Raw genomic sequence first — 19,032 nt, forward strand, 5'->3', positions numbered from 1 at the left:
CAACCACATCGGCCCAACCACCGGTTTCGAGCGAAGCGAGACCGAGCATGCGCCGTTCGCGCCACCAAGGGGCCGCGAACACGCAGCGCCGAAGGCGCTGCAAATCGAACACAGCTACGCTCTCGCACATGAGTGATACGACCCTGTGGGAGTACGCGACCGTGCCGCTGCTGACGCACGCGACGAAGCAGATTCTCGACCAGTGGGGAGCCGACGGCTGGGAACTGGTCACCGTGCTGCCCGGCCCGACCGGTGAGCAGCACGTCGCCTACCTCAAGCGGCCCAAGTAGAGGAGGGTGAGGCAGTGACCCAGTGGGAGAAGAACCTCGCCGAACTCGGCATCACCCTGCCGCCGGTCGTTGCTCCGGTCGCGGCCTACATTCCCGCGATCCGGACCGGGTCGCTCGTCTACACCTCCGGGCAGCTGCCGTTCGTGAACGGCCAGTTGTCCGCGGTCGGCAAGGTCGGCGCGGAGGTTTCGGTCGAGGCGGCCAAGGAGGCGGCCCGGCTGTGCGCGCTGAACGCCTTGGCCGCGGTGCACGACCTGGTCGGGCTGGACGCGGTGGTGCGCATTGTGAAGGTGGTCGGATTCGTCGCCTCGGCACCGGGATTCGGTGATCAGCCGGTGGTGATCAATGGTGCGTCGGAGTTCCTCGGCCAGGTCTTCGGTGACGCGGGCAGACACGCGCGCTCGGCCGTCGGCGTCGCCGAACTTCCCCGCGACACCCCCGTCGAGGTCGAACTGATCGCCGAGGTGCGCTAGACCGGAACTACCGGCTCCGTTTCTATCCGAGGTTATGCGATGACATTGACACACCCCGCCTATGGGCAGCTCCGGCAGGTCACCGAGATGGCGGCGGTGCTGCTCGCCGACAATCCGGGCCAGATGACCTTGGAGGGAACCAATACTTGGATCCTGCGCGCGCCCGGAGGGACGGACTGTGTGGTGGTGGACCCGGGGCCGAAGGACAAGTCGCACTGCGCCGCGATCGCCGAAGCCACCGGCGGCCGGATCGCCCTCACCTTGGTCACCCACCGTCATCACGACCACACCGGCGGCATCGATCGCCTGGTCGAGCTGACCGGAACACCGGTGCGGGCCAAGGATTCCGCCTTTCTGCGCGGCTCGGATGCCCCGCTCGCCGGCGGCGAGGTGATCGAGGCCGCGGGCCTGCGGATCACCGTGCTGGAGACACCGGGCCACACCGGCGACTCGGTCAGTTTCGTCCTCGATGACGCGGTGCTGACCGGTGACACCATTCTCGGCTCGGGCACCACGGTGCTCGACTCCACCGACGGCACGCTGGCCGACTATCTGTCCTCGCTGGACCGGCTGGTGGAGGCGGGCAAGGGCAAGGCTTTGCTGCCCGCGCACGGCCCGGACCATCCGGACCTCGAGCCGGTCGCCCGCTACTACATCGCGCATCGGCACGAGCGTCTCGGTCAGGTGCGGGACGCACTGCGGACGCTCGGTCCGGACGCGGGTGCGATGGCGGTGGTGCGGAAGGTGTATTCCGACGTGGACAAGCGGTTGTGGCCGGCGGCGCGCAGTTCGGTGCAGGCGCAGTTGGACTACCTGCGCGTGCACGGCTAGGCGGAACGCCACAACGCCGGGTTCAGTGGAGCGCTGAACCCGGCGTTCGCCGTATGAGGTCCGCTACCGCGCGCGGCGGGCCAGGCGCTCGGAGTCGGAGATGAGCACGCTCTTGCCCTCCAGCCGCAGCCAGCCGCGATGCGCGAAGTCGGCCAGCGCTTTGTTCACGGTCTCGCGGGAGGCGCCGACCAGCTGGGCGATCTCCTCCTGGGTGAGGTCGTGGGTGACCCGCAGCGCGCCCGCCTCCTGGGTGCCGAAGCGCTGCGCGAGCTGCAGCAGCGCCTTGGCGACCCGGCCGGGGACGTCGGTGAAGATCAGATCGGCCAGGTTGTTGTTGGTCCGGCGCAGGCGGCGCGCGAGAACGCGCAGCAACTGCTCGGCGATCTCGGGTCGCTGATCGATCCAGGCCTTGAGGGCGTCGCGATCCATCGTCACCGCACGCACCTCGGTCACCGTGGTGGCGGTGGAGGTGCGCGGCCCCGGGTCGAAGATCGACAGTTCGCCGAACATGTCGGACGGGCCCATGATGGTCAGCAGGTTCTCGCGCCCGTCGGGCGAACGACGTCCGATCTTCACCTTGCCGGACGTGATGATGTACAGCCGGTCGCCCGGCTCGCCCTCGTTGAAGATGACGTGTCCACGCGGGAAATCCACCGGTTGAAGTTGCTTGGCGAGGGCGGCCACCGCAGTGGGCTCGACGCCCTGGAAGATGCCTGCTCTGGCGAGGGCCTCGTCCACGAATGTGCTCCTTATGGGAAATGGCTCTGTACTGGACCGAAGCGACTCGGCCAACAGCGCAGTCTACGCGGCGTGCCTACAGCGTAGTGACGGACACCACGTAACGAGTGGATTGCGCGACGCTCGCGCCGGTGTCAGCTCGCGCGAGCCACGTCCAGCTCCTCGCCGCGGGAGCGGCGCCTGCGCATACGGGCCACGGCGGCGGGGAGGCCGAGCTTCGTCAGCTCCTTCACCTCGGCGTTGCTTGCCTTGTCCAGGTACTGCTGAACCTCTTCGTCGGGTTCGAGAAGCTTGCGGAGCCGGTTCTCGACCCGCTCCATACCCAGTGCGAACAGCATCAACACCACTGGGAAGAGCACCACAGCGAGTCCTTGCATGACGAGCAGTAAACACCGTCGAGGTCTCAGATGGAACACGGCAACTGAACTGGAAGGGCAACGTTGTCCGCCGGTTCCGTATGGTGGACGCGTGCGCGTCTCCCCCTCCACCGCCGCCGGGAACGGGCTTCCGGCCGGCTCCGAGTCCTCCGAAACGTCGCCGGTCACCGCCGCGGCTCCGAGACGGAAAACCAGGGCGCGACAGGCGGAAACCCGGCTCGGGCTGGTCCGCAGGGCACGCCGGATGAACCGCGAATTGGCCGCCGCTTTCCCCGATGCGCACTGTGAGCTGGATTTCACCACTCCGCTCGAATTGGCGGTCGCGACAATACTTTCCGCGCAGTGCACCGACGAGCGAGTGAATCTCACCACCCCCGCGCTGTTCGCCCGCTACCCGGACGCCCGCGCATATGCCGAGGCCAACCGGGCGGAACTGGAGGAATACATCCGGCCGACCGGGTTCTTCCGGAACAAGGCCGCCTCGCTGATCGGACTCGGCCAGGCACTGCTGGAGCGGTACGACGGTGAATTGCCTCACACCCTGACCGAACTGGTCCAGCTGCCCGGCATCGGACGCAAGACCGCGAACGTCATCCTCGGTAACGCGTTCGGGGTGCCCGGCATCACAGTCGACACCCATTTCGGCCGCTTGGTGCGTCGCTGGGGATGGACCGACGAGGAAGATCCGGTGAAGGTCGAGCACATCGTCGGTGCGCTGATCGAGCGCAAGGAGTGGACGATGCTCTCGCACCGCGTGATCTTCCACGGCAGACGGGTCTGCCACTCCCGCAAGCCCGCCTGCGGCACGTGCGTGCTGGCCAAAGACTGCCCGTCGTTCGGGATCGGGCCGACCGATCCGGAGGCCGCGGCCAAACTGGTGAAAGGGCCGGAGCGGGAGCATCTGCTCGAGCTGGTGGGCCGGTGAGCTCGGAGCCCTCGGGCCGAAGGAGCACGGGTCTTGCGTGGCGTTGGGCACTCGCCGGTCTGATCGCGGTGGTGGCGCTGGCGGTCGCGGTGTGGCCGCGCGGCGACGACGGCGAGACGACGGGACCGCGGTCCACATCCCTCGCCACCGGCGTTTCCGATGACCTGCGCGCCGCCGCCGGTCTGCACGATTGTCCGAGCGCCGCCGCTCCCGGGAACGGCCCGCTGGCCGGGATAACGCTCGAGTGCCTGGCGAACGGCAGGCCGGTCGACCTGGCCGCCGCGCTGGCGGGCAAGCCGGCCCTGCTGAACCTCTGGGCCTACTGGTGCGCACCGTGCGCCCAGGAGTTGCCGTATTTGCAGCAATACGCCCAACGCGCCGGAAACGCGATTACGGTGCTGACCGTGCACAGCGACCCTGATGAGGCCAAGGCCCTGTCCCGGCTGCACGGACTGGGCGTCCAGCTGCCAGGCGTGCTTGACGCCGACGCGCGGGTGCGCACGGCCGTCGGCGCCCCCGCCGTGCTGCCGATCTCGGTGCTGGTGCGGGCCGATGGCTCGGTCGCCGAGGTCGTGGTGCGCGCTTTCGAGGGGGTGGATGACATCGCGAACACGGTCGCGGGCAAGCTCGGAGTGGCCGCATGACGATGCGGGTGAACAAATCAATGGTGGAGGTGTCGGTGCGGGCGGTCAGTCGGGGACGCATGCGCGGGGGAGGTGTGCGTTGACGATCGAGCCGCCGCGAGATCTTCCGGCGTGGCTGGCCCGCTCGGCGGAACCGGCCGCCGATGGCGCCGACACTTTGACCAGGGCGCGTGCGTTGCGCCGCGTCCTGACCGTGACCTCGAAACCGCGCCAAGCCGCCGTGCTCGTGCTGTTCGGCGGCTCGCCGGAGACGGACCCGAACGCTCCGGGCGGACTGCCCGCCGACGCCGAAGTGCTGCTCACCCAGCGCGCGTCCACGATGCGCCAGCATCGCGGACAGGTCGCGTTCCCCGGCGGCGCGGTGGACCCGGAGGACGCCGGGCCGATCGACACCGCGCTGCGCGAGGCGTGCGAGGAGACCGGCCTGGACCGTTCGGGCGTCGAGCCGTTCGCGGTGCTGCCGAAACTGTTCGTGCCGCCCTCCCGGTTCGACGTGACACCCGTGATCGCGTACTGGCGCGCGCCGGGAGCGGTACGGGTGGTGAACGAGAGCGAGACCGAACGGGTCGTGCGCGTCCCGCTGGCGCAGCTGCTCGATCCGGCGAACCGCTTCCTGGTCCGCAGCACCCTCGGCTATCAGAGCCCGGCGTTCCAGGTGGACGGAATGCTGGTCTGGGGTCTGACCGGCGGCATACTGGCCGGGATCAGCAAGGCGTCGGGCTGGGACCGCGAGTGGGACCACGAGGACGTTCGTGACCTGGAGACCGCACTCGCCGCCGTGGGGATGACGTTATGAGCTCGTCGGCCTGGCTCGACATCGCCGTCGTGCTGCTCGCGCTGCTGGCCGCCTCCTCGGGGTGGCGGCAGGGTGCGGTGGCCTCCGCGCTGGCCTTTCTCGGCGTGGTGCTCGGCGCCGTCGCGGGCATCCTGATCGCGCCGCACATCCTGGTGCATGTCGATGAGGGCCGCACCAGAGTGCTCACCGGTGTGCTGCTGATCGTGGTGCTGGTGATCGTCGGCGAGGTCGCGGGCATGGTGCTCGGACGCGCAGCGCGCAGCGGCATGCGTCATCCGTTCACCCGCAGCGTGGACAGCGTGGTCGGCGCGGGGCTGCAGGCGGTCGCCGTGCTCGTCACGGCGTGGCTGCTGGCGCTGCCGCTGGCCACCTCGTCGCAGCCGGCCATCGCGACCGCGATCAACGGCTCGCGGGTGCTCGCCGACGTCAACGACGTCGCGCCGAACTGGCTGCGCAGGCTGCCCAACGAATTCTCCAAGCTGCTCAACACCTCCGGCTTGCCGGACGTGATCGGGCCGTTCGGGCGGGCGCCGATCGCGGCCGTCGAACCGCCTGATCCGAGCGTGCTGGCAAGTCCGGTCGCCGCGTCGCTGCAGCAGAGCGTGCTGCGCATCCGCGGGGTCGCGCCGAGTTGCCAGCGTGCGCTGGAAGGTTCCGGGTTCGTGATCGCGCCGGAGCGCGTGATGACCAACGCGCACGTCGTCGCGGGCACCACGAGCATCGACGTCGACACGGCATCCGGCTCGCTGCCCGCTTCGGTGGTGCTGTTCGATCCGTTCACGGACGTCGCGGTGCTCTCGGTGCCCGGGCTCACCGCTCCGGTCGTTCCCCAGGCGCCCGCGCCCGCCCGTTCCGGCGAGAGCGCCATCGTGCTCGGCTACCCGGGCGGTGGCCGGTACACGGCGAGCGCGGCACGGATCCGCGAGACCCTCGATCTGACCGGGCCGAACATCTACCGGGACGGAACGGTCAAGCGCGAGGTGTACACGGTGCGTGGGCTCGTTCAAGCGGGCAATTCGGGTGGGCCGCTGGTGGATACGCGGGGACAGGTGCTCGGAGTCGTCTTCGGCGCCGCGGTGACCGACAACGACACCGGCTATGTCCTGACGCTCAACGAGGTCCGTTCCGAACTGGAGGCTTCGGAGCGTTCCGCGGGCCCGGTCGCCACCGGAGCATGCGTGCTCAGCTGATCTCGCCGTGTTCCTCGCGATTCAGGTCAGGAGCTTCGCGAGTTCTGCCGTGACCACGTCCGGGTTCTCCTGGTGCGCGAAGTGGGCCGCGCCGGGGACCCGGACCAGGCGTCGTCGCGGTGACCATTCGTGCCCGCGACGGAACGTGGCGGGCAGGATGTAGGGGTCCAGGTCGCCGCGCATGGCGAGGACCGGGATGTGGATGGGGTCGCGCATGGTCGCCATGAAGCGGCGGCCGTCCGGCCGCCACTGGCTGCGGAAGGCCCAGCGCTGGTACTCCAGCGCGCAATGCGCGGCGCCGGGGATCTGGATGGCCGAGCGCATCCGCCGCGCCGTGTCGACGAATTCGGCGGAGCCGGACCAGCCCACGCTCACCCGCTGCCGCAGCAACCGTTCCACTTCGAAGCCGTCGGCGGTGGTCAGCAGATGCTCGCCGTAACGGGGCAGCTGATAGCGAAGGAAGTTCGGCAGCCAGGCCGAGCGCTGGCGGCGGTTGCGCAGTACCGAACTCTTCAGCGCCGACGGATGCGGCGAGCCGACCAGCGCGATGGAGTGAACCAGCCGCGGGTGCAGCACCGCGGTGGTCCAGCAGACCAGTCCGCCGTCGGCGTGCCCGACCAGCGTGGCCTCGGTGTAGCCGAGCGCCCGGATGAGCCCGGCGACGTCACCGGCGAGCGTCCAGCCGTCGTAACCACGCGGCGGCTTGTCGCTGTCGCCGTAGCCGCGCAGGTCGACGGCCACGGTGCGATAGCCGAGTTCCGCCAGGCCGGTCAATTGGTGCCGCCAGGACCACCAGAAGTCCGCGAAGCCGTGCAGCAGCACGACCAGCGGGGCATCGGACCGCTCGGGCGCCGCGTCCACGACGTGGAATCGAATGCCGTTGGCGTGCACGTCCCGATGTGTCCACGGTCCGTCGTAACGGACGCTGGACGGATCCGGAAGCAAGTTCGCCGACACGGCGACCGAGCCTAGTAGCCGCCGTACCGGCTCGCGAAAGCGCGCCTAGGAAGTTTGCTTCTGCAGCGCGAGACGGTCGTCGTGCGCGGCCGCGCCCAGGCTGTGCGGCAGCACCGTGCGCGCCTGCTTGAGCGAGTCGATCGTCTTCTCCGGCGCGCGCAGTTTCTTCACCCGCAGGTACCCCAGGAACGCCAGCGCCGCGGTGGCCGCGATCATCAGCAGGAAGACGATCAGGAAGGCCGCCCAGCGCGCCAGCCACACGTCGAGCAACTCGCCGAGGAAGAAGAAAAAGAAAAAGGTGCTGAACAGCAGCACGGTGAGCGCGAGGATGAAGTAGACGCTGCCCTGCAGGCCCTTCTTGATCTCACCGGTGACCTCGGCCTTGGCCAGTTCGACCTCGGCGCGGACCAGGGTCGACATCTGCTCGGCGGCGTCGCGGACCAGGGTCCCGAAGCTCGCGGAGCCGAGTGGATCGGCGTCCGTGAGGGGAATGGAGGTGACCGTACGACCGCGCTCCGCGTCGTTCCCGTTACCGCCGTGGTTGAAACTCACTTGGTCGACCCTTCTCCCTGTCCCGGCACTGCTTCAACTCCCGTTTGATCGGCGGCGTTCCCGGTGCCCTCCGTGGTCACGCAGGCTACCGCCTCCGGACGGATCGCTCGCGCCGCCGTGCTGTTCACGTTGTAACGCACGGGCGTCCCGCCGAGCCTGGTGGACACGCCCACGCCGCAACAGTAGCGCCGAACCGGCGAGCGACGCCGCCATTGATGCGACCAACACAGCGGCTTTCGCCAACTCGGCGGCGGAGGCGTCCGCGACGTCGGCGAAAGCGAGCTCCGCCACCAGAAGGCTAACCGTGAAGCCGATCCCGCCGAGCACCGACAGGGCGAACATGTCCCGCCAGCCGAGTCCGCCGGGGCGCGTCGCGATGCCCAACCGGATTGCCGCCCAGCTCATTCCGAAGATCCCGAGGGGCTTGCCCACCAGGAGACCGAGAATCACCGCGAGCGCGAGCCGATCGGTGAACAACTCGCCGAAGACCGTGGGGTTCAACGGCACTCCGGAGGCGAACAGGGCGAAGAGCGGGACGCACAGTCCGGCGGAGATCGGCTGGAAGAGGTGCTCGAGCCGGGCGGCGGGCGCTACACGTTCCCCGGGATCCGGGCGCACCCGGCTGAGCAGGCCGAGCGCGACACCGGCCAAGGTCGGGTGGATGCCCGCTTCGTGCAGCGCGTACCAGGACACCAACGCCAGCGGGACATAGAGCAACGGCGTGCGGATTCGCGCGTGTTGCCCCAGCGCCCACCCCGCGAAGCACCCGGCGGCGATGAGCAGCCACAGCAGCGATACCGCGGTGGTGAACAGCACCGCGATCAGGACGATCGCCATCAGGTCGTCGACCACGGCGAGACTGAGCAGGAAAACGCGCGCGCCCGCCGGAATGCGCGAACCGGTCAGCGCGAGCACGGCGAGCGCGAACGCGATGTCGGTGGCGACGGGAATGGCCCAGCCGCGGTCCATGCCCGGTATGCCGAACCCGACGATCGCCGCGATCAGCGCGGGGGTCACCACACCGCCGATCGCCGCGATCACGGGCAGCGTGGCGCGTCTGCGGTCGGCCAGCTCGCCGACGACCAGTTCGCGTTTGAGTTCCAGCCCGGCGACGAAGAAGAACACCGCGAGCAGACCGTCCGCGGCCCAGTCGGCCAGGGTCAGCTGCAGGTGCAACGGCGGGATCGCGACGACCGTCCTGGTCATCGTCAGATAACTCGCTCCCCATGGCGAGTTCACCCACAGCAACGCGGTCGCGGCCGCGATCAGAAGCAGTGCGCCGCCGACGGTTTCCGTGCGGAGGTAGCGGGACAGTTCCGAGCGCACTGGCGTGATCACGGGAAACCTTTCGGGCGGTGGGCAGCCGGCGCGGAGGCGGCACCCACCGGAATCGGCTCTACGGATGCGCGACCGCTCGCCGACCAGACTTCCCGGCACACCGTACGCAATCTTAACGGGTCGGCCGGTGACGGATCCGCCACCGGCCGCGCTCAGCGTCTGTGGCGGTCAGTCCTTGCCCGCGCGGATCGCCTCGAAGACGCTCGGGTCGACCAGGGTGGAGGTGTCGCCGAGTTCGCGTCCTTCGGCGATGTCGCGTAGGAGGCGGCGCATGATTTTGCCGCTGCGGGTTTTGGGGAGTTCGGGGACGATGTGGATTTCGCGGGGTCGGGCGATGGGGCTGATTTCGCGGGCGACTTCGTTTTTGAGGTCGTTGATCAGTGCGGTTCCCGTGTCTTGGGCTTCGGCTGTGAGGATGACGAAGGCGACGATGCCTTGGCCGGTGGTGGGGTCGGTGGCGCCGACGACGGCGGCTTCGGCGACGGTGTGGTGGCCGACGAGGGCGGATTCGACTTCGGCGGTGGAGATTCGGTGGCCGGAGATGTTCATGACGTCGTCGACGCGGCCGAGGATCCACAGGTCGCCGTCGGTGTCGAGTTTGGCGCCGTCGCCTGCGAAGTACCAGCCTTGTTCGGCGAAGCGTTCCCAGTAGGTGGTTTTGTAGCGTTGCATGTCGCCCCAGATGCCGCGCAGCATGGACGGCCAGGGTTGGTCGAGTACGAGGTAGCCGTTGGCTTCGGTTTCGCCGCGGTGTACTGGTGTGGCTTCTTCGTCGACGACTTGGGCGGAGATGCCGGGTAGTGGGGTCATGGCGGCGCCGGGTTTGGTGGCGGTGACGCCGGGTAGTGGGGAGATCATGATGGCGCCGGTTTCGGTCTGCCACCAGGTGTCCACGATGGGGGTGCGACCCGCGCCGATGACTTCGCGGTACCAGCGCCAGGCTTCGGGGTTGATGGGTTCGCCGACCGAGCCCAGGAGCCGGATGCTGGACAGGTCGTGGGCGGCGGGGATTTCTCGGCCCCATTTCATGAAGGTGCGTACCAGGGTGGGGGCGGTGTAGTAGATGGTGACGCCGTATTTTTCGATGATCTGCCAGTGGCGGTGTTCGTCGGGGTAGTTGGGGGTGCCTTCGTAGACGATCTGGGTGGTGCGGTTGGCGAGGGGGCCGTAGACGATGTAGCTGTGTCCGGTGACCCAGCCGATGTCGGCGGTGCACCAGTAGATGTCTTGGGCGGGTTTGTGGTCGAAGACGGTGTGGTGGGTGTAGGCGGTTTGGGTGAGGTAGCCGCCGGTGGTGTGGAGGATGCCTTTGGGTTTTCCGGTGGTGCCGGAGGTGTAGAGGATGAACAGGGGGTGTTCGGCGTCGAAGGGTTGGGGTTGGTGGGTGGGTGAGGCGGGGGTGATGGTGTCGTGCCACCACAGGTCGCGGCCGTGGGTCCAGGGGACCTCGATGCCGGTGCGGCGCACGACCAGGACGTGTTCGACGGTGGTGGGGTCATCACCGAGTGCTTCGTCGACGGCGGCTTTGAGGGGGGCGGGGTTGCCGCGTCGCCATTGTCCGTCGGTGGTGATGACCAGGCGTGCGCCGGCGTCGTCTACGCGTTGGCGCAGCGCGGTGGGGGAGAAGCCGGCGAAGACGACGGAGTGGGTCAGGCCCAGGCGGGCGCAGGCGAGCATGGAGATGATGGCTTCGGGCACCATCGGCATGTAGATCGCGACCCGGTCTGTGGTGGTGAGGCCGAGTGCGGTCAGGGCGTTGGCGGCCCGGCAGACCTCGTCGTGGAGTTCGCGGTAGGTGATGGCGCGGGAGTCGCCGGGTTCGCCTTCCCAGTGGATGGCGACCTGGTCGCCGTGTCCGTCCAGGACGTGGCGGTCCACGCAGTTGTAGGCGACGTTGAGTGTGCCGCCGACGAACCACTTCGCCACCGGCGCGTCACTCCAATCCAGCACCTGTGTCCACGGCTGCTCCCAGTGCAGCCTGCGGGCCTGCTCGGCCCAGAACGCGTCGCGATCGGCCGCCGCCCGCTCGTAGAGCCCGGCATCGGCGTTCGCCGCCGCGGCGAACTCCGCGGTCGGTGGGTAGGAGTCCCTGTGGTCGGCGCTGGTTTCGGTCATCTCGTCTCTTCTTTCCACGTAGCCTGAGCGCACGATTCGACGCAGCCGAGTTCGACAGTAATCAACTGTGACCTACGCCGCGTACGGTGTGGCGCCCGGGTCGAGCCGACTGCGCACCGCCGGGCTCCGCCTGCTCGGCGTCGGCGCGCGGCGGCCCCGCACGGCCGTTTCGTCGGAGATAATTTCGGCCGGACGGCCATTTTCCCAGGAAAGTCGGGGTGTTTCGGCAATGTTGCCGGATCGGTAACAAGTGCAACGAACTCGGATCAATCAGGTGACAGTGCCCGCGCCGGTGGTTACTCTGCCAACCAAACAGGGGGATCGTGGCGGCATGCGCTGATGGACCTCGCGCGAGTGGCGTCCGGCTCCCCCCTTCTCGCACCGGGAGGACGCGTTGAAATTCCACAGAGCGATGGCGCTGACCGCGGCGGTCGTGCTGGCCACGAGTCTCGGACTGTCCGCATGTTCCCCGGGCGACGGCGCCGACGCCGACATCGTCACCGTCAACGGCGGCGAGCCGCAGAATCCTCTGGTGCCCACCAACACCAACGAGAACATGGGCGGGCGGGTGGTCGACCGGCTGTTCGCGGGCCTGAAGTACTACGACGCCGAGGGCAAAGCGCACGACGAGATGGCGGAGTCGATCCAGACCACGGATCGGAAGAACTACCGGGTGACCATCAAACCGAACTGGAAGTTCACCGACGGCACCCCGGTGACGGCGAAATCGTTCGTCGACGCCTGGAACTACGGTGCGCTCGGCAGCAACGCGCAGTTGCAGAGCTACGTGTTCGGTCCCATCGTCGGTTTCGATGAGGTGTCCGCGGAAAAGCCCACGGCACAGACGATGTCGGGGCTGAAGGTGATCGATGACCGCACCTTCACCATCGAGCTGAAAGCGCCCTCGATCGACTTCGAGACCGAACTCGGCTACGCGCCGTTCTATCCGTTGCCCGAAGCCGCGTTCAAGGACATCAAGGCATTCGGGGAGAACCCGATCGGCAACGGCCCCTACAAGTTCGCCCGGACCGGGGCGTGGGAGCACAACGTCAAGATCGACTTGGTGCCCAACCCGGACTATCCCGGCGGCCGCCCGGCCAAGAACAAGGGGCTGCGGTTCGTGATGTACCAGTCCTTCGACACCGCCTACGCGGATCTGCAGGCGGGCAACCTCGACGCGCTCGACACCGTGCCCGACAGCGCGCTCACCTCCTACCAGCAGGACCTCGGCGACCGCGCGATCACCAAACCGACCGCGCAGAACCAGCACATCGGCATCCAGTCCAACGTCGCGCATTTCTCCGGCCAGGAAGGGTTGCTGCGGCGGCGGGCGATCTCGATGGCGATCAACCGGGAACAGATCGCGCAGAACATCTTCCACGGCACCCGGATTCCGGCGCGCGACTTCACCGCGAGCACACTGCCCGGTTTCGAGCCGAACCTGCCCGGCTCGGAGGTGCTGAAGTACAACCCGGACGAGGCCAAGAAGGTGTGGGCGCAGGCCGACGCGATCTCGCCGTGGTCGGGCCGCTACGAGATCGCCTACAACTCCGACGGCGGCCACCAGGCCTGGATCGAGGCGGTGGCCAACAGCGTCAAGAACACTCTCGGCATCGACGCCATCGGCGTGCCGTACCCGACGTTCAAGAACATCCGCGACGAGGTGAACGCCCATACCATCAACAAGGCGTTCCGCTACGGCTGGCAGGGTGACTACCCGACAATGCTGCAGTTCCTCACCTCCCAGTACTACAGCTACTCCGATACCAACAACGTCGACTACGCCAACCCCGAATTCGACCGCCTGCTCGATGCCGCCTTGGCCGCCCCGACCCAGGAGGAGTCCTACCGGATCGTCGCGCAGGCCCAGGCCCTGCTGATCAAGGACCTGGCCGATATCCCCGTCTTCGACTACGTGGCAGCGGCGGGCCGCTCCGACCGTGTGCGTAAGGCCGAACTCGCTTGGAACGGTCTGTTCGCTTTCGAGAACATCGAGAAGTAGACGCTGGCCGCCCGGCGTCCGCGTGGCGCTCGGCGGTGTTACCCCGGAGGTGAAATGGCCTGGTATATCGGGCGGCGTCTGCTTCAGATGATCCCCGTGTTCCTCGGTGCGACGCTGCTCATCTTTGCCCTGGTGTTCGTCGTCCCGGGTGACCCGATCCACGCGCTCGCCGGTGACAAGCCGATGACGCCCGCGGTGGAGGCACAGCTGCGGGCGCGTTACCACCTGGACGAGCCCTTCATCGTGCAGTACCTGCTGTATCTGAAGGGCATCCTCACGCTGGACTTCGGCACCGCCTTCTCCGGCAGGCCGGTGCGGGACGAACTCGCGCGCGCGTTTCCGATCACCATCAAGCTGGCGTTCATGGCGGTGTTGATCGAGTCGGTCTTCGGCGTGCTGTTCGGCCTGATCGCCGGGCTGCGCAAGGGCAAACCGTTCGATTCGGCAATGCTCGTGGTCAGCCTGATGGTCATCGCGGTGCCGGTCTTCGTGGTGGGCTTCCTCGCGCAGTATCTGCTCGGGGTCAAGTGGGGGATCGCTCCGGTGACCGTCTCCGGGAAGGCGACGGTCGGCGAACTGCTGGTACCCGCGTTCGTGCTCGGCTCGCTCTCGTTCGCCTACGTTCTGCGATTGACCCGGAACTCGGTGGCCGAGAACATGTCCGCCGACTACGTGCGCACCGCGACCGCGAAGGGACTCGGCAGGCCGCGTGTGGTGACCGTGCACATCCTCCGTAACTCGATGATCCCGGTGGTCACCTTTGTCGGCGCCGACCTGGGCGCGCTGATGGGCGGCGCGATCGTCACGGAGGGCATCTTCAACATCCCCGGCGTCGGCGGCACGCTGTATCAGGCCATCACCAGGGGCGAGCCGCCGACCGTGGTCTCCTTCGTCACGGTGCTGATCGTCATCTTCCTGCTCACCAACTTGATCGTCGACCTGCTCTACGCCGCACTCGATCCGAGGATCCGCTATGCCTGACCCGACCGCGCGCGCGGGCGCGCGCCGTGGCCAGGAGCACTTCGTCGCACCGCCCGATGAGGTCGAGGTGCTCTCCACCGACGCGGTTCTGGACGCGGGCGCGCCGACCAGCCTCTGGCGCGACGCGTGGCGGCAGCTGCGGCGCAACCCGATCTTCGTCGTCGCGGCGGTGTTGATCGTGTTCGTGCTGATCGTGGTGATCTGGCCGGGGTTGTTCACCGATCAGGATCCGCGCTACTGCAATGGCGATTTCAGCATGGACCCGCGCGGCGCGGGCCACCCGTTCGGTTTCGACAAGCAAGGCTGCGACATCTACGCCCGGACCATCTACGGCGCGCGGGCTTCGGTGCTCGCCGGGGTGGGCGCGACGCTGTTGTTCGTGCTGATCGGCGGAACGCTCGGGGCACTGTCGGGGTTCTACGGCGGGCCGCTGGACTCGATCGTCTCCCGGGTCGCCGAGATCTTCTACGCGATTCCGCTGATGCTGGCCGCGATCGTGATCATGCAGCTGCTGGACGCGCGCACGATCTGGACCGTGATCGTCATCCTCGCCTCGTTCACCTGGCCGCAGGCGGCGCGGATCGCCCGCAGCGCGGTGATCCAGGCGAAGAACAGCGACTACGTGACGGCGGCGAAAGCGCTGGGCGTCTCCCGGATCCAGACGCTGCTGCGTCACGTGCTGCCGAACGCGGCGGGACCGTTGATCGTGGTGACCACGCTCTGGCTGGGCGTCTTCATCGTCACCGAGGCGACGCTGTCGTATCTCGGTGTGGGACTGCCGCGCACGGTGGTGTCCTGGGGCGCGGACATCGCCACCGGGCAGAAGGAGATCCGTACCTCCGCCATCCTGTTCTATCCGGCGACGGCGCTGGCGCTGACCGTGCTGAGCTTCATCATGCTGGGCGACGCCGTGCGGGATGCCCTCGACCCGAAGGCGAGGAAGCGATGAGCGAGTCCGCACGGCCGCTGCTGGAGATCACCGATCTGAACGTGAGTTTCACCGCCGACGGCAAGCCGGTGCCCGCGGTGCGCGATGTGAGCCTGTCGGTCTATCCGGGACAGACCGTGGCCATCGTCGGCGAATCCGGTTCGGGCAAGTCGACCACCGCGCACGCGATCATCGACTTGCTGCCCGGCACCGGCCGGATCACCTCCGGCTCGATCAGATTCGACGGCAAGGATCTCACCGCTGCCTCGAAGCGAGAGATCGTCGCGGTCCGCGGCAGCGGCATCGGGCTGGTGCCGCAGGACCCGATGTCGAATCTGAACCCGGTGTGGAAGATCGGATTCCAGATCCGCGAGACGCTCGAGGCCAACGGCATCGCGAAGGGCAAGACTGCCGCGAAGCGAGCGGTGGAGCTGCTCGAGGAAGCGGGCATGCCCGACGCCGGACGGCGGGTCAACCAGTACCCGCACGAGTTCTCCGGAGGCATGCGCCAGCGGGCGTTGATCGCGATCGGCCTGTCCTGCCGGCCCAAGCTGCTCATCGCCGACGAGCCGACCTCGGCGCTCGACGTGACCGTGCAGCGGCAGATCCTCGACCACCTCGAGCAGCTCACCGCCGACCTCGGCACCGCGGTCCTGCTGATCACCCACGATCTCGGTTTGGCGGCCGAGCGTGCCGAACACCTGGTGGTGATGTATCGCGGCCGCGTCGTGGAATCCGGGCCTGCCCTGCGGATTCTGCGCGATCCCCAGCACCTGTACACCAAGCGGCTGGTGAGCTCGGCGCCCTCGCTGGCCGCGCAGCGCCGGTCCGCGGTGCGGCGCCGAACCGAGATCCACGCGCAGGCCGTGCAGGTAGCGGCCGATGACACGGCGGTGCCGGACGAAGTGGTGGTGACCGAGCACCTGACGAAGACCTTTCGCATTCGCGGTCGTGCACCGTGGAAGTCCAGCGAGTTCGTCGCGGTGGACGATGTGTCGTTCCGGTTGCGGCGCGGGTCGACCACGGCGATCGTCGGCGAATCCGGTTCGGGCAAGACGACGGTGGCGCGCATGGTGCTCGGTCTGCTGGAACCCAGCTCCGGCTCGGTCACCTTCGACGGCAAGGACGTGGCGACCCTGGATCGCAAGGGCGCTTTCGCGTTCCGGCGCCGAGTGCAGCCGATCTTCCAGGACCCGTACGGCTCGCTCGACCCGATGTACACGATCTACCGCACCATCGAGGAGCCGTTGCGGACCCACGGGATCGGCACTCCCGCAGAGCGCGAGGCGACGGTGCGGGAACTGCTCGACAAGGTCGCGCTGCCTGTCGGCGTCATGCGGCGCTACCCCAACGAGCTGTCCGGCGGACAGCGTCAGCGTGTGGCGGTCGCGCGTGCGCTCGCCCTGCGGCCCGAAGTGGTGGTGTGCGACGAGGCGGTCTCCGCGCTCGACGTTCTGGTACAGGCCCAGATCCTCCAGCTGCTCAACGACCTGCAGGCGGAGCTGGGACTGGCCTATCTGTTCATCACCCACGATCTGGCCGTCGTCCGGCAGATCGCCGACGACGTGCTGGTCATGCAGCACGGCAAGGTGGTCGAAGCGGCGACGACCGACGAGGTGTTCGACGATCCCCAGCAGGAGTACACGCGCAAGCTGCTCGACGCGATCCCGGGACGCGATCTGCTGGCCGGGTAGGCGGGCCGGGCGCGCGGATCGCTCCCTGCGGGCGCAAGTAGCCTCGTATCCCGTGACCGATCCGCTCCAGCCCCTCGTCGATCTGCCCGGTGTCCGGGACGCGGCCGACCGCGCCCGCGACGCGCTCGCCGAGGTGCACCGGCACAAAGCGAACCGGCGCGGGTGGCCGACCACAGCGGCCGAGGCCGCGGTGCGTGCGGCCCGGTCCTCGGCGGCGATCGATGGCGGTAGCACGGACATCCCCGCCGACGGTCGCGTGGCGGACCCGATTCTGGCCGGTTCGCTGCGCGTCGGTCAGGCGCTGGACGGCGACGCGCTGCGGAATCTGGTCGGCGTCTGGCAGCGCGCTCCGCTGCAGGCATTGGCGCGGCTGCATCTGCTCGCCGCGGCCGATCTGGTGGAGCAGGAAGAGACGCTCGGCAGGCCGCGCGGCGACGCGGGTGTGGCCCAGCGGCTGGATCTGCTGGCGCAGACGGTGCTCGGCTCGCGGGCGCCCGCGCCGGTGCTCGCCGCCGTAGTACACGGTGAGCTACTGGCGCTGCGGCCGTTCGGAACGGCCGACGGCGTGGTCGCGCGGGCGGCCTCCCGGCTGGTCGCGGTGTCCAGTGGGCTGGACCCGCACAGCCTCGGCGTGCCGGAGGTGTTCTGGCTGCGCAGGCGTCAGGCGTACCTGGACGCGGCCGCCGGGTTCGGCAGCGGGGATCCGGAGGCTGTGGGTGGTTGGGTGATCTACTGCTGCGGGGCGTTCGAGGACGGTGCGCGCGAGGCCACGTCGATCGCCGACTCGGCGGCGGGATGATCCCCCTGTACACGTCAAAGCGGGCGGCGTTGTCTGTCGACCTCACCGCCCGCTAGCACGGACTACCCGGTTACCAAGCGTGCTAATTGGGTTGTGTTCTGCGGCCTCGGCGACAATCCGGACATCGGCCGGTTCATCCCCGCAACCTGTGCGAGGCCTTCGCCGTCGACTATCCGTATTTCGCAGGCCCACAACGCTTCTGCCCTTGTCGCGGCGCGCTCCGCGTGGGTGCCTGGTGTCCGTGCTGGGAAAGAGGGTCGGGAGACAGTGCCTTCTCTTCTGGTGCTGCCTTGGCCTTCCTTCCTTCCGTAGTTACCTTTCTACACTGTGACTGCACTCACATCAAGAGGTCGAAAGGCATTGAATAATCGGCGTGTTTCTCGGCGTTTCGTGGTTAAATGCCTGGTCCTTCGCCGCGTCTGCTAAGTCGGCGAACCCCTCGGCAAGCATCTGGCGTCCTGGATGGGTGCGGGCGCTCGAGCGACCGGACCTCAGCGTCGCCGACGCAGCATCCGGTAGCTGATCGCACCCGCCAGCACCGCACTCAAGCCGACCGCGGCCGTCGCCGCGAGGGTCGTCGAGGACGGCGCCTGGAAGCGCGCCCACAGCGACACCGGGTTGGAGAAGGTCAGGATCGGCCAGCCGCGCGCGGTGGCCTCGCGGCGCAGATTGCGATCCGGATTGACCGCCGTGGGGTGCCCCACCGTGCCGAGCAGCGGCAGATCGGTGATCGAGTCGGAGTAGGCGTAGCAGCGGGTCAGGTCGTAACCCTCGCTGGCGGCGAGTTTCTCGACGGCGGTGACCTTGCCCTCGCCGTAGCAGTAGAACTCCACCTCGCCGGTGTACTTGCCGTCCGCCACGACCATCCGGGTGGCCGCGGTGTGCGAGGCGCCGAGCGCTTCGGCGATCGGGCCCACGATCTCCTCGCCGGAGGCCGAGACGATCACCACGTCGTGACCCCGGATCTTGTGGTCGGCGATCAGATCGGCCGCCTCCGCGTAGATCAGCGGATCGACCAGCTCGTGCAGCGTCTCGGCCACAATCGATTTCACCTGTTCGACGTCCCAGCCCGCGCACATGCTGGTCAGGTGCGCGCGCATCCGTTCCATCTGGTCGTGGTCGGCGCCCGACAGCAGGAACAGGAAGTGGGCGTAGCTGCTCTCCAGGACGGCGCGCCGGTTCAAGAGCCCCTGCGCGTAGAAGGGCTTGCTGAAGACGAACGTGCTCGACTTCGCGATCACGGTCTTGTCCAGATCGAAGAAGGCGGCGACGCGGCCGCCCGCGGTGGCTGAGTTGTCCACCTGACCAGGATAGGTGGCGGTATCGCGTCCGCTGGGCCCGGAGCCGGGCAAGTTCGTTCGGCGTTGCTTGTTCGCCGCCCTCGAGTCGCCTGAGTCGGGCT

General features: G+C 68.2%; 19 protein-coding genes. 12 read left to right on the forward strand and 7 right to left on the reverse strand.

The window, feature by feature from the left end:
- Nucleotides 1–128: 128 nt before the first annotated feature.
- From LTT66_RS14445 to LTT66_RS14455, 3 genes are read left to right on the forward strand one after another with little or no spacing between them, the layout of a single operon-like run.
- The gene (locus LTT66_RS14445; protein ID WP_085994820.1) at nt 129–290 is read left to right on the forward strand and encodes a DUF4177 domain-containing protein; all 162 of its coding nucleotides are present in this window, start codon (nt 129–131) and stop codon (nt 288–290) included.
- Nucleotides 291–304: 14 nt separating this feature from the next.
- Nucleotides 305–763 carry a RidA family protein gene (locus LTT66_RS14450; RefSeq protein ID WP_043685629.1) on the forward strand — a complete coding sequence of 153 codons (459 nt, stop codon included), beginning with the start codon at nt 305–307 and terminating at the stop codon, nt 761–763.
- Nucleotides 764–802: 39 nt separating this feature from the next.
- Complete coding sequence (locus tag LTT66_RS14455; RefSeq protein WP_233067619.1) at nt 803–1,594, forward strand: MBL fold metallo-hydrolase; 792 nt, start codon at nt 803–805, stop codon at nt 1,592–1,594.
- Nucleotides 1,595–1,657: 63 nt separating this feature from the next.
- Here the strand turns inward: LTT66_RS14455 and LTT66_RS14460 are convergent, their stop codons facing one another.
- Nucleotides 1,658–2,332, reverse strand: coding sequence for a Crp/Fnr family transcriptional regulator (locus tag LTT66_RS14460; protein WP_019044571.1), 675 nt, complete (start codon nt 2,330–2,332; stop codon nt 1,658–1,660).
- Nucleotides 2,333–2,466: 134 nt separating this feature from the next.
- Nucleotides 2,467–2,709: a hypothetical protein gene (locus LTT66_RS14465; protein ID WP_040686056.1), complete on the reverse strand. Its 243-nt coding sequence runs from the start codon at nt 2,707–2,709 to the stop codon at nt 2,467–2,469.
- Between the two features lie 223 nt (nt 2,710–2,932).
- On the opposite strand from LTT66_RS14465, the gene nth reads away from it, so the two are divergent.
- From nth to LTT66_RS14485, 4 genes are all read left to right on the forward strand, one after another.
- Nucleotides 2,933–3,634 carry an endonuclease III gene (nth, locus tag LTT66_RS14470; RefSeq protein ID WP_228820342.1) on the forward strand — a complete coding sequence of 234 codons (702 nt, stop codon included), beginning with the start codon at nt 2,933–2,935 and terminating at the stop codon, nt 3,632–3,634.
- Nucleotides 3,631–4,278: a TlpA family protein disulfide reductase gene (locus LTT66_RS14475; protein ID WP_233067622.1), complete on the forward strand. Its 648-nt coding sequence runs from the start codon at nt 3,631–3,633 to the stop codon at nt 4,276–4,278. The genes nth and LTT66_RS14475 overlap by 4 nt, the downstream gene beginning before the upstream one ends.
- A 79-nt stretch (nt 4,279–4,357) precedes the next feature.
- Nucleotides 4,358–5,074, forward strand: a complete 717-nt coding sequence (locus tag LTT66_RS14480) for an NUDIX hydrolase (RefSeq protein ID WP_408638796.1) — start codon at nt 4,358–4,360, stop codon at nt 5,072–5,074.
- Nucleotides 5,071–6,264: a MarP family serine protease gene (locus tag LTT66_RS14485; protein WP_195066865.1), complete on the forward strand. Its 1,194-nt coding sequence runs from the start codon at nt 5,071–5,073 to the stop codon at nt 6,262–6,264. Before LTT66_RS14480 ends, LTT66_RS14485 begins: the two co-directional genes overlap by 4 nt.
- A 21-nt stretch (nt 6,265–6,285) precedes the next feature.
- Here the strand turns inward: LTT66_RS14485 and LTT66_RS14490 are convergent, their stop codons facing one another.
- From LTT66_RS14490 to acs, 4 genes are all read right to left on the reverse strand, one after another.
- Nucleotides 6,286–7,221, reverse strand: a complete 936-nt coding sequence (locus tag LTT66_RS14490) for an alpha/beta fold hydrolase (RefSeq protein ID WP_233067625.1) — start codon at nt 7,219–7,221, stop codon at nt 6,286–6,288.
- A gap of 45 nt (nt 7,222–7,266) precedes the next feature.
- Complete coding sequence (locus LTT66_RS14495) at nt 7,267–7,773, reverse strand: phage holin family protein (RefSeq protein WP_233067628.1); 507 nt, start codon at nt 7,771–7,773, stop codon at nt 7,267–7,269.
- A 33-nt stretch (nt 7,774–7,806) separates the two neighbouring features.
- Nucleotides 7,807–9,111, reverse strand: a complete 1,305-nt coding sequence (nhaA, locus tag LTT66_RS14500) for a Na+/H+ antiporter NhaA (protein ID WP_233067631.1) — start codon at nt 9,109–9,111, stop codon at nt 7,807–7,809.
- A 168-nt stretch (nt 9,112–9,279) separates the two neighbouring features.
- Complete coding sequence (gene acs / locus LTT66_RS14505; RefSeq protein WP_233067634.1) at nt 9,280–11,226, reverse strand: acetate--CoA ligase; 1,947 nt, start codon at nt 11,224–11,226, stop codon at nt 9,280–9,282.
- 412 nt (nt 11,227–11,638) lie between these two features.
- Between acs and LTT66_RS14510 the strand changes: the two genes are divergently transcribed.
- Genes LTT66_RS14510 through LTT66_RS14530 form a run of 5 tightly spaced genes read left to right on the forward strand, consistent with a single transcriptional unit; the run spans nt 11,639 to nt 17,630 of the window.
- Nucleotides 11,639–13,228: a peptide ABC transporter substrate-binding protein gene (locus tag LTT66_RS14510; protein WP_233069251.1), complete on the forward strand. Its 1,590-nt coding sequence runs from the start codon at nt 11,639–11,641 to the stop codon at nt 13,226–13,228.
- 54 nt (nt 13,229–13,282) lie between these two features.
- Nucleotides 13,283–14,209, forward strand: coding sequence for an ABC transporter permease (locus LTT66_RS14515; RefSeq protein ID WP_233067637.1), 927 nt, complete (start codon nt 13,283–13,285; stop codon nt 14,207–14,209).
- Nucleotides 14,202–15,158: an ABC transporter permease gene (locus tag LTT66_RS14520; RefSeq protein WP_233067641.1), complete on the forward strand. Its 957-nt coding sequence runs from the start codon at nt 14,202–14,204 to the stop codon at nt 15,156–15,158. Before LTT66_RS14515 ends, LTT66_RS14520 begins: the two co-directional genes overlap by 8 nt.
- A complete protein-coding gene (locus tag LTT66_RS14525) occupies nt 15,155–16,831 on the forward strand; it encodes a dipeptide ABC transporter ATP-binding protein (RefSeq protein WP_233067644.1) in 1,677 nt (558 codons plus the stop codon). Before LTT66_RS14520 ends, LTT66_RS14525 begins: the two co-directional genes overlap by 4 nt.
- A gap of 52 nt (nt 16,832–16,883) precedes the next feature.
- Nucleotides 16,884–17,630, forward strand: a complete 747-nt coding sequence (locus tag LTT66_RS14530) for a Fic family protein (RefSeq protein ID WP_233067646.1) — start codon at nt 16,884–16,886, stop codon at nt 17,628–17,630.
- A 491-nt stretch (nt 17,631–18,121) separates the two neighbouring features.
- Here LTT66_RS14530 and LTT66_RS14535 read toward each other — a convergent pair whose 3' ends face one another.
- Entirely contained in the window at nt 18,122–18,931 is an 810-nt protein-coding gene (locus LTT66_RS14535; protein WP_233067648.1) for an HAD-IB family hydrolase, read from the reverse strand.
- Nucleotides 18,932–19,032 lie beyond the last annotated feature (101 nt).

Origin of the sequence: Nocardia gipuzkoensis, assembly GCF_021183645.1 — a bacterium.
In the GTDB taxonomy this organism is placed as follows: domain Bacteria; phylum Actinomycetota; class Actinomycetes; order Mycobacteriales; family Mycobacteriaceae; genus Nocardia; species Nocardia abscessus.

What these genes read in the sequence shown, in the direction of transcription:
- acs (WP_233067634.1), bottom strand. Translation starts at nt 11,226, where the DNA reads ATGACCGAAACCAGCGCCGACCACAGGGACTCCTACCCACCGACCGCG.
- LTT66_RS14455 (WP_233067619.1), top strand. Translation starts at nt 803, where the DNA reads ATGACATTGACACACCCCGCCTATGGGCAGCTCCGGCAGGTCACCGAG.
- LTT66_RS14465 (WP_040686056.1), bottom strand. Translation starts at nt 2,709, where the DNA reads ATGCAAGGACTCGCTGTGGTGCTCTTCCCAGTGGTGTTGATGCTGTTC.
- LTT66_RS14525 (WP_233067644.1), top strand. Translation starts at nt 15,155, where the DNA reads ATGAGCGAGTCCGCACGGCCGCTGCTGGAGATCACCGATCTGAACGTG.
- LTT66_RS14445 (WP_085994820.1), top strand. Translation starts at nt 129, where the DNA reads ATGAGTGATACGACCCTGTGGGAGTACGCGACCGTGCCGCTGCTGACG.
- LTT66_RS14515 (WP_233067637.1), top strand. Translation starts at nt 13,283, where the DNA reads ATGGCCTGGTATATCGGGCGGCGTCTGCTTCAGATGATCCCCGTGTTC.
- LTT66_RS14485 (WP_195066865.1), top strand. Translation starts at nt 5,071, where the DNA reads ATGAGCTCGTCGGCCTGGCTCGACATCGCCGTCGTGCTGCTCGCGCTG.
- LTT66_RS14520 (WP_233067641.1), top strand. Translation starts at nt 14,202, where the DNA reads ATGCCTGACCCGACCGCGCGCGCGGGCGCGCGCCGTGGCCAGGAGCAC.
- LTT66_RS14510 (WP_233069251.1), top strand. Translation starts at nt 11,639, where the DNA reads ATGGCGCTGACCGCGGCGGTCGTGCTGGCCACGAGTCTCGGACTGTCC.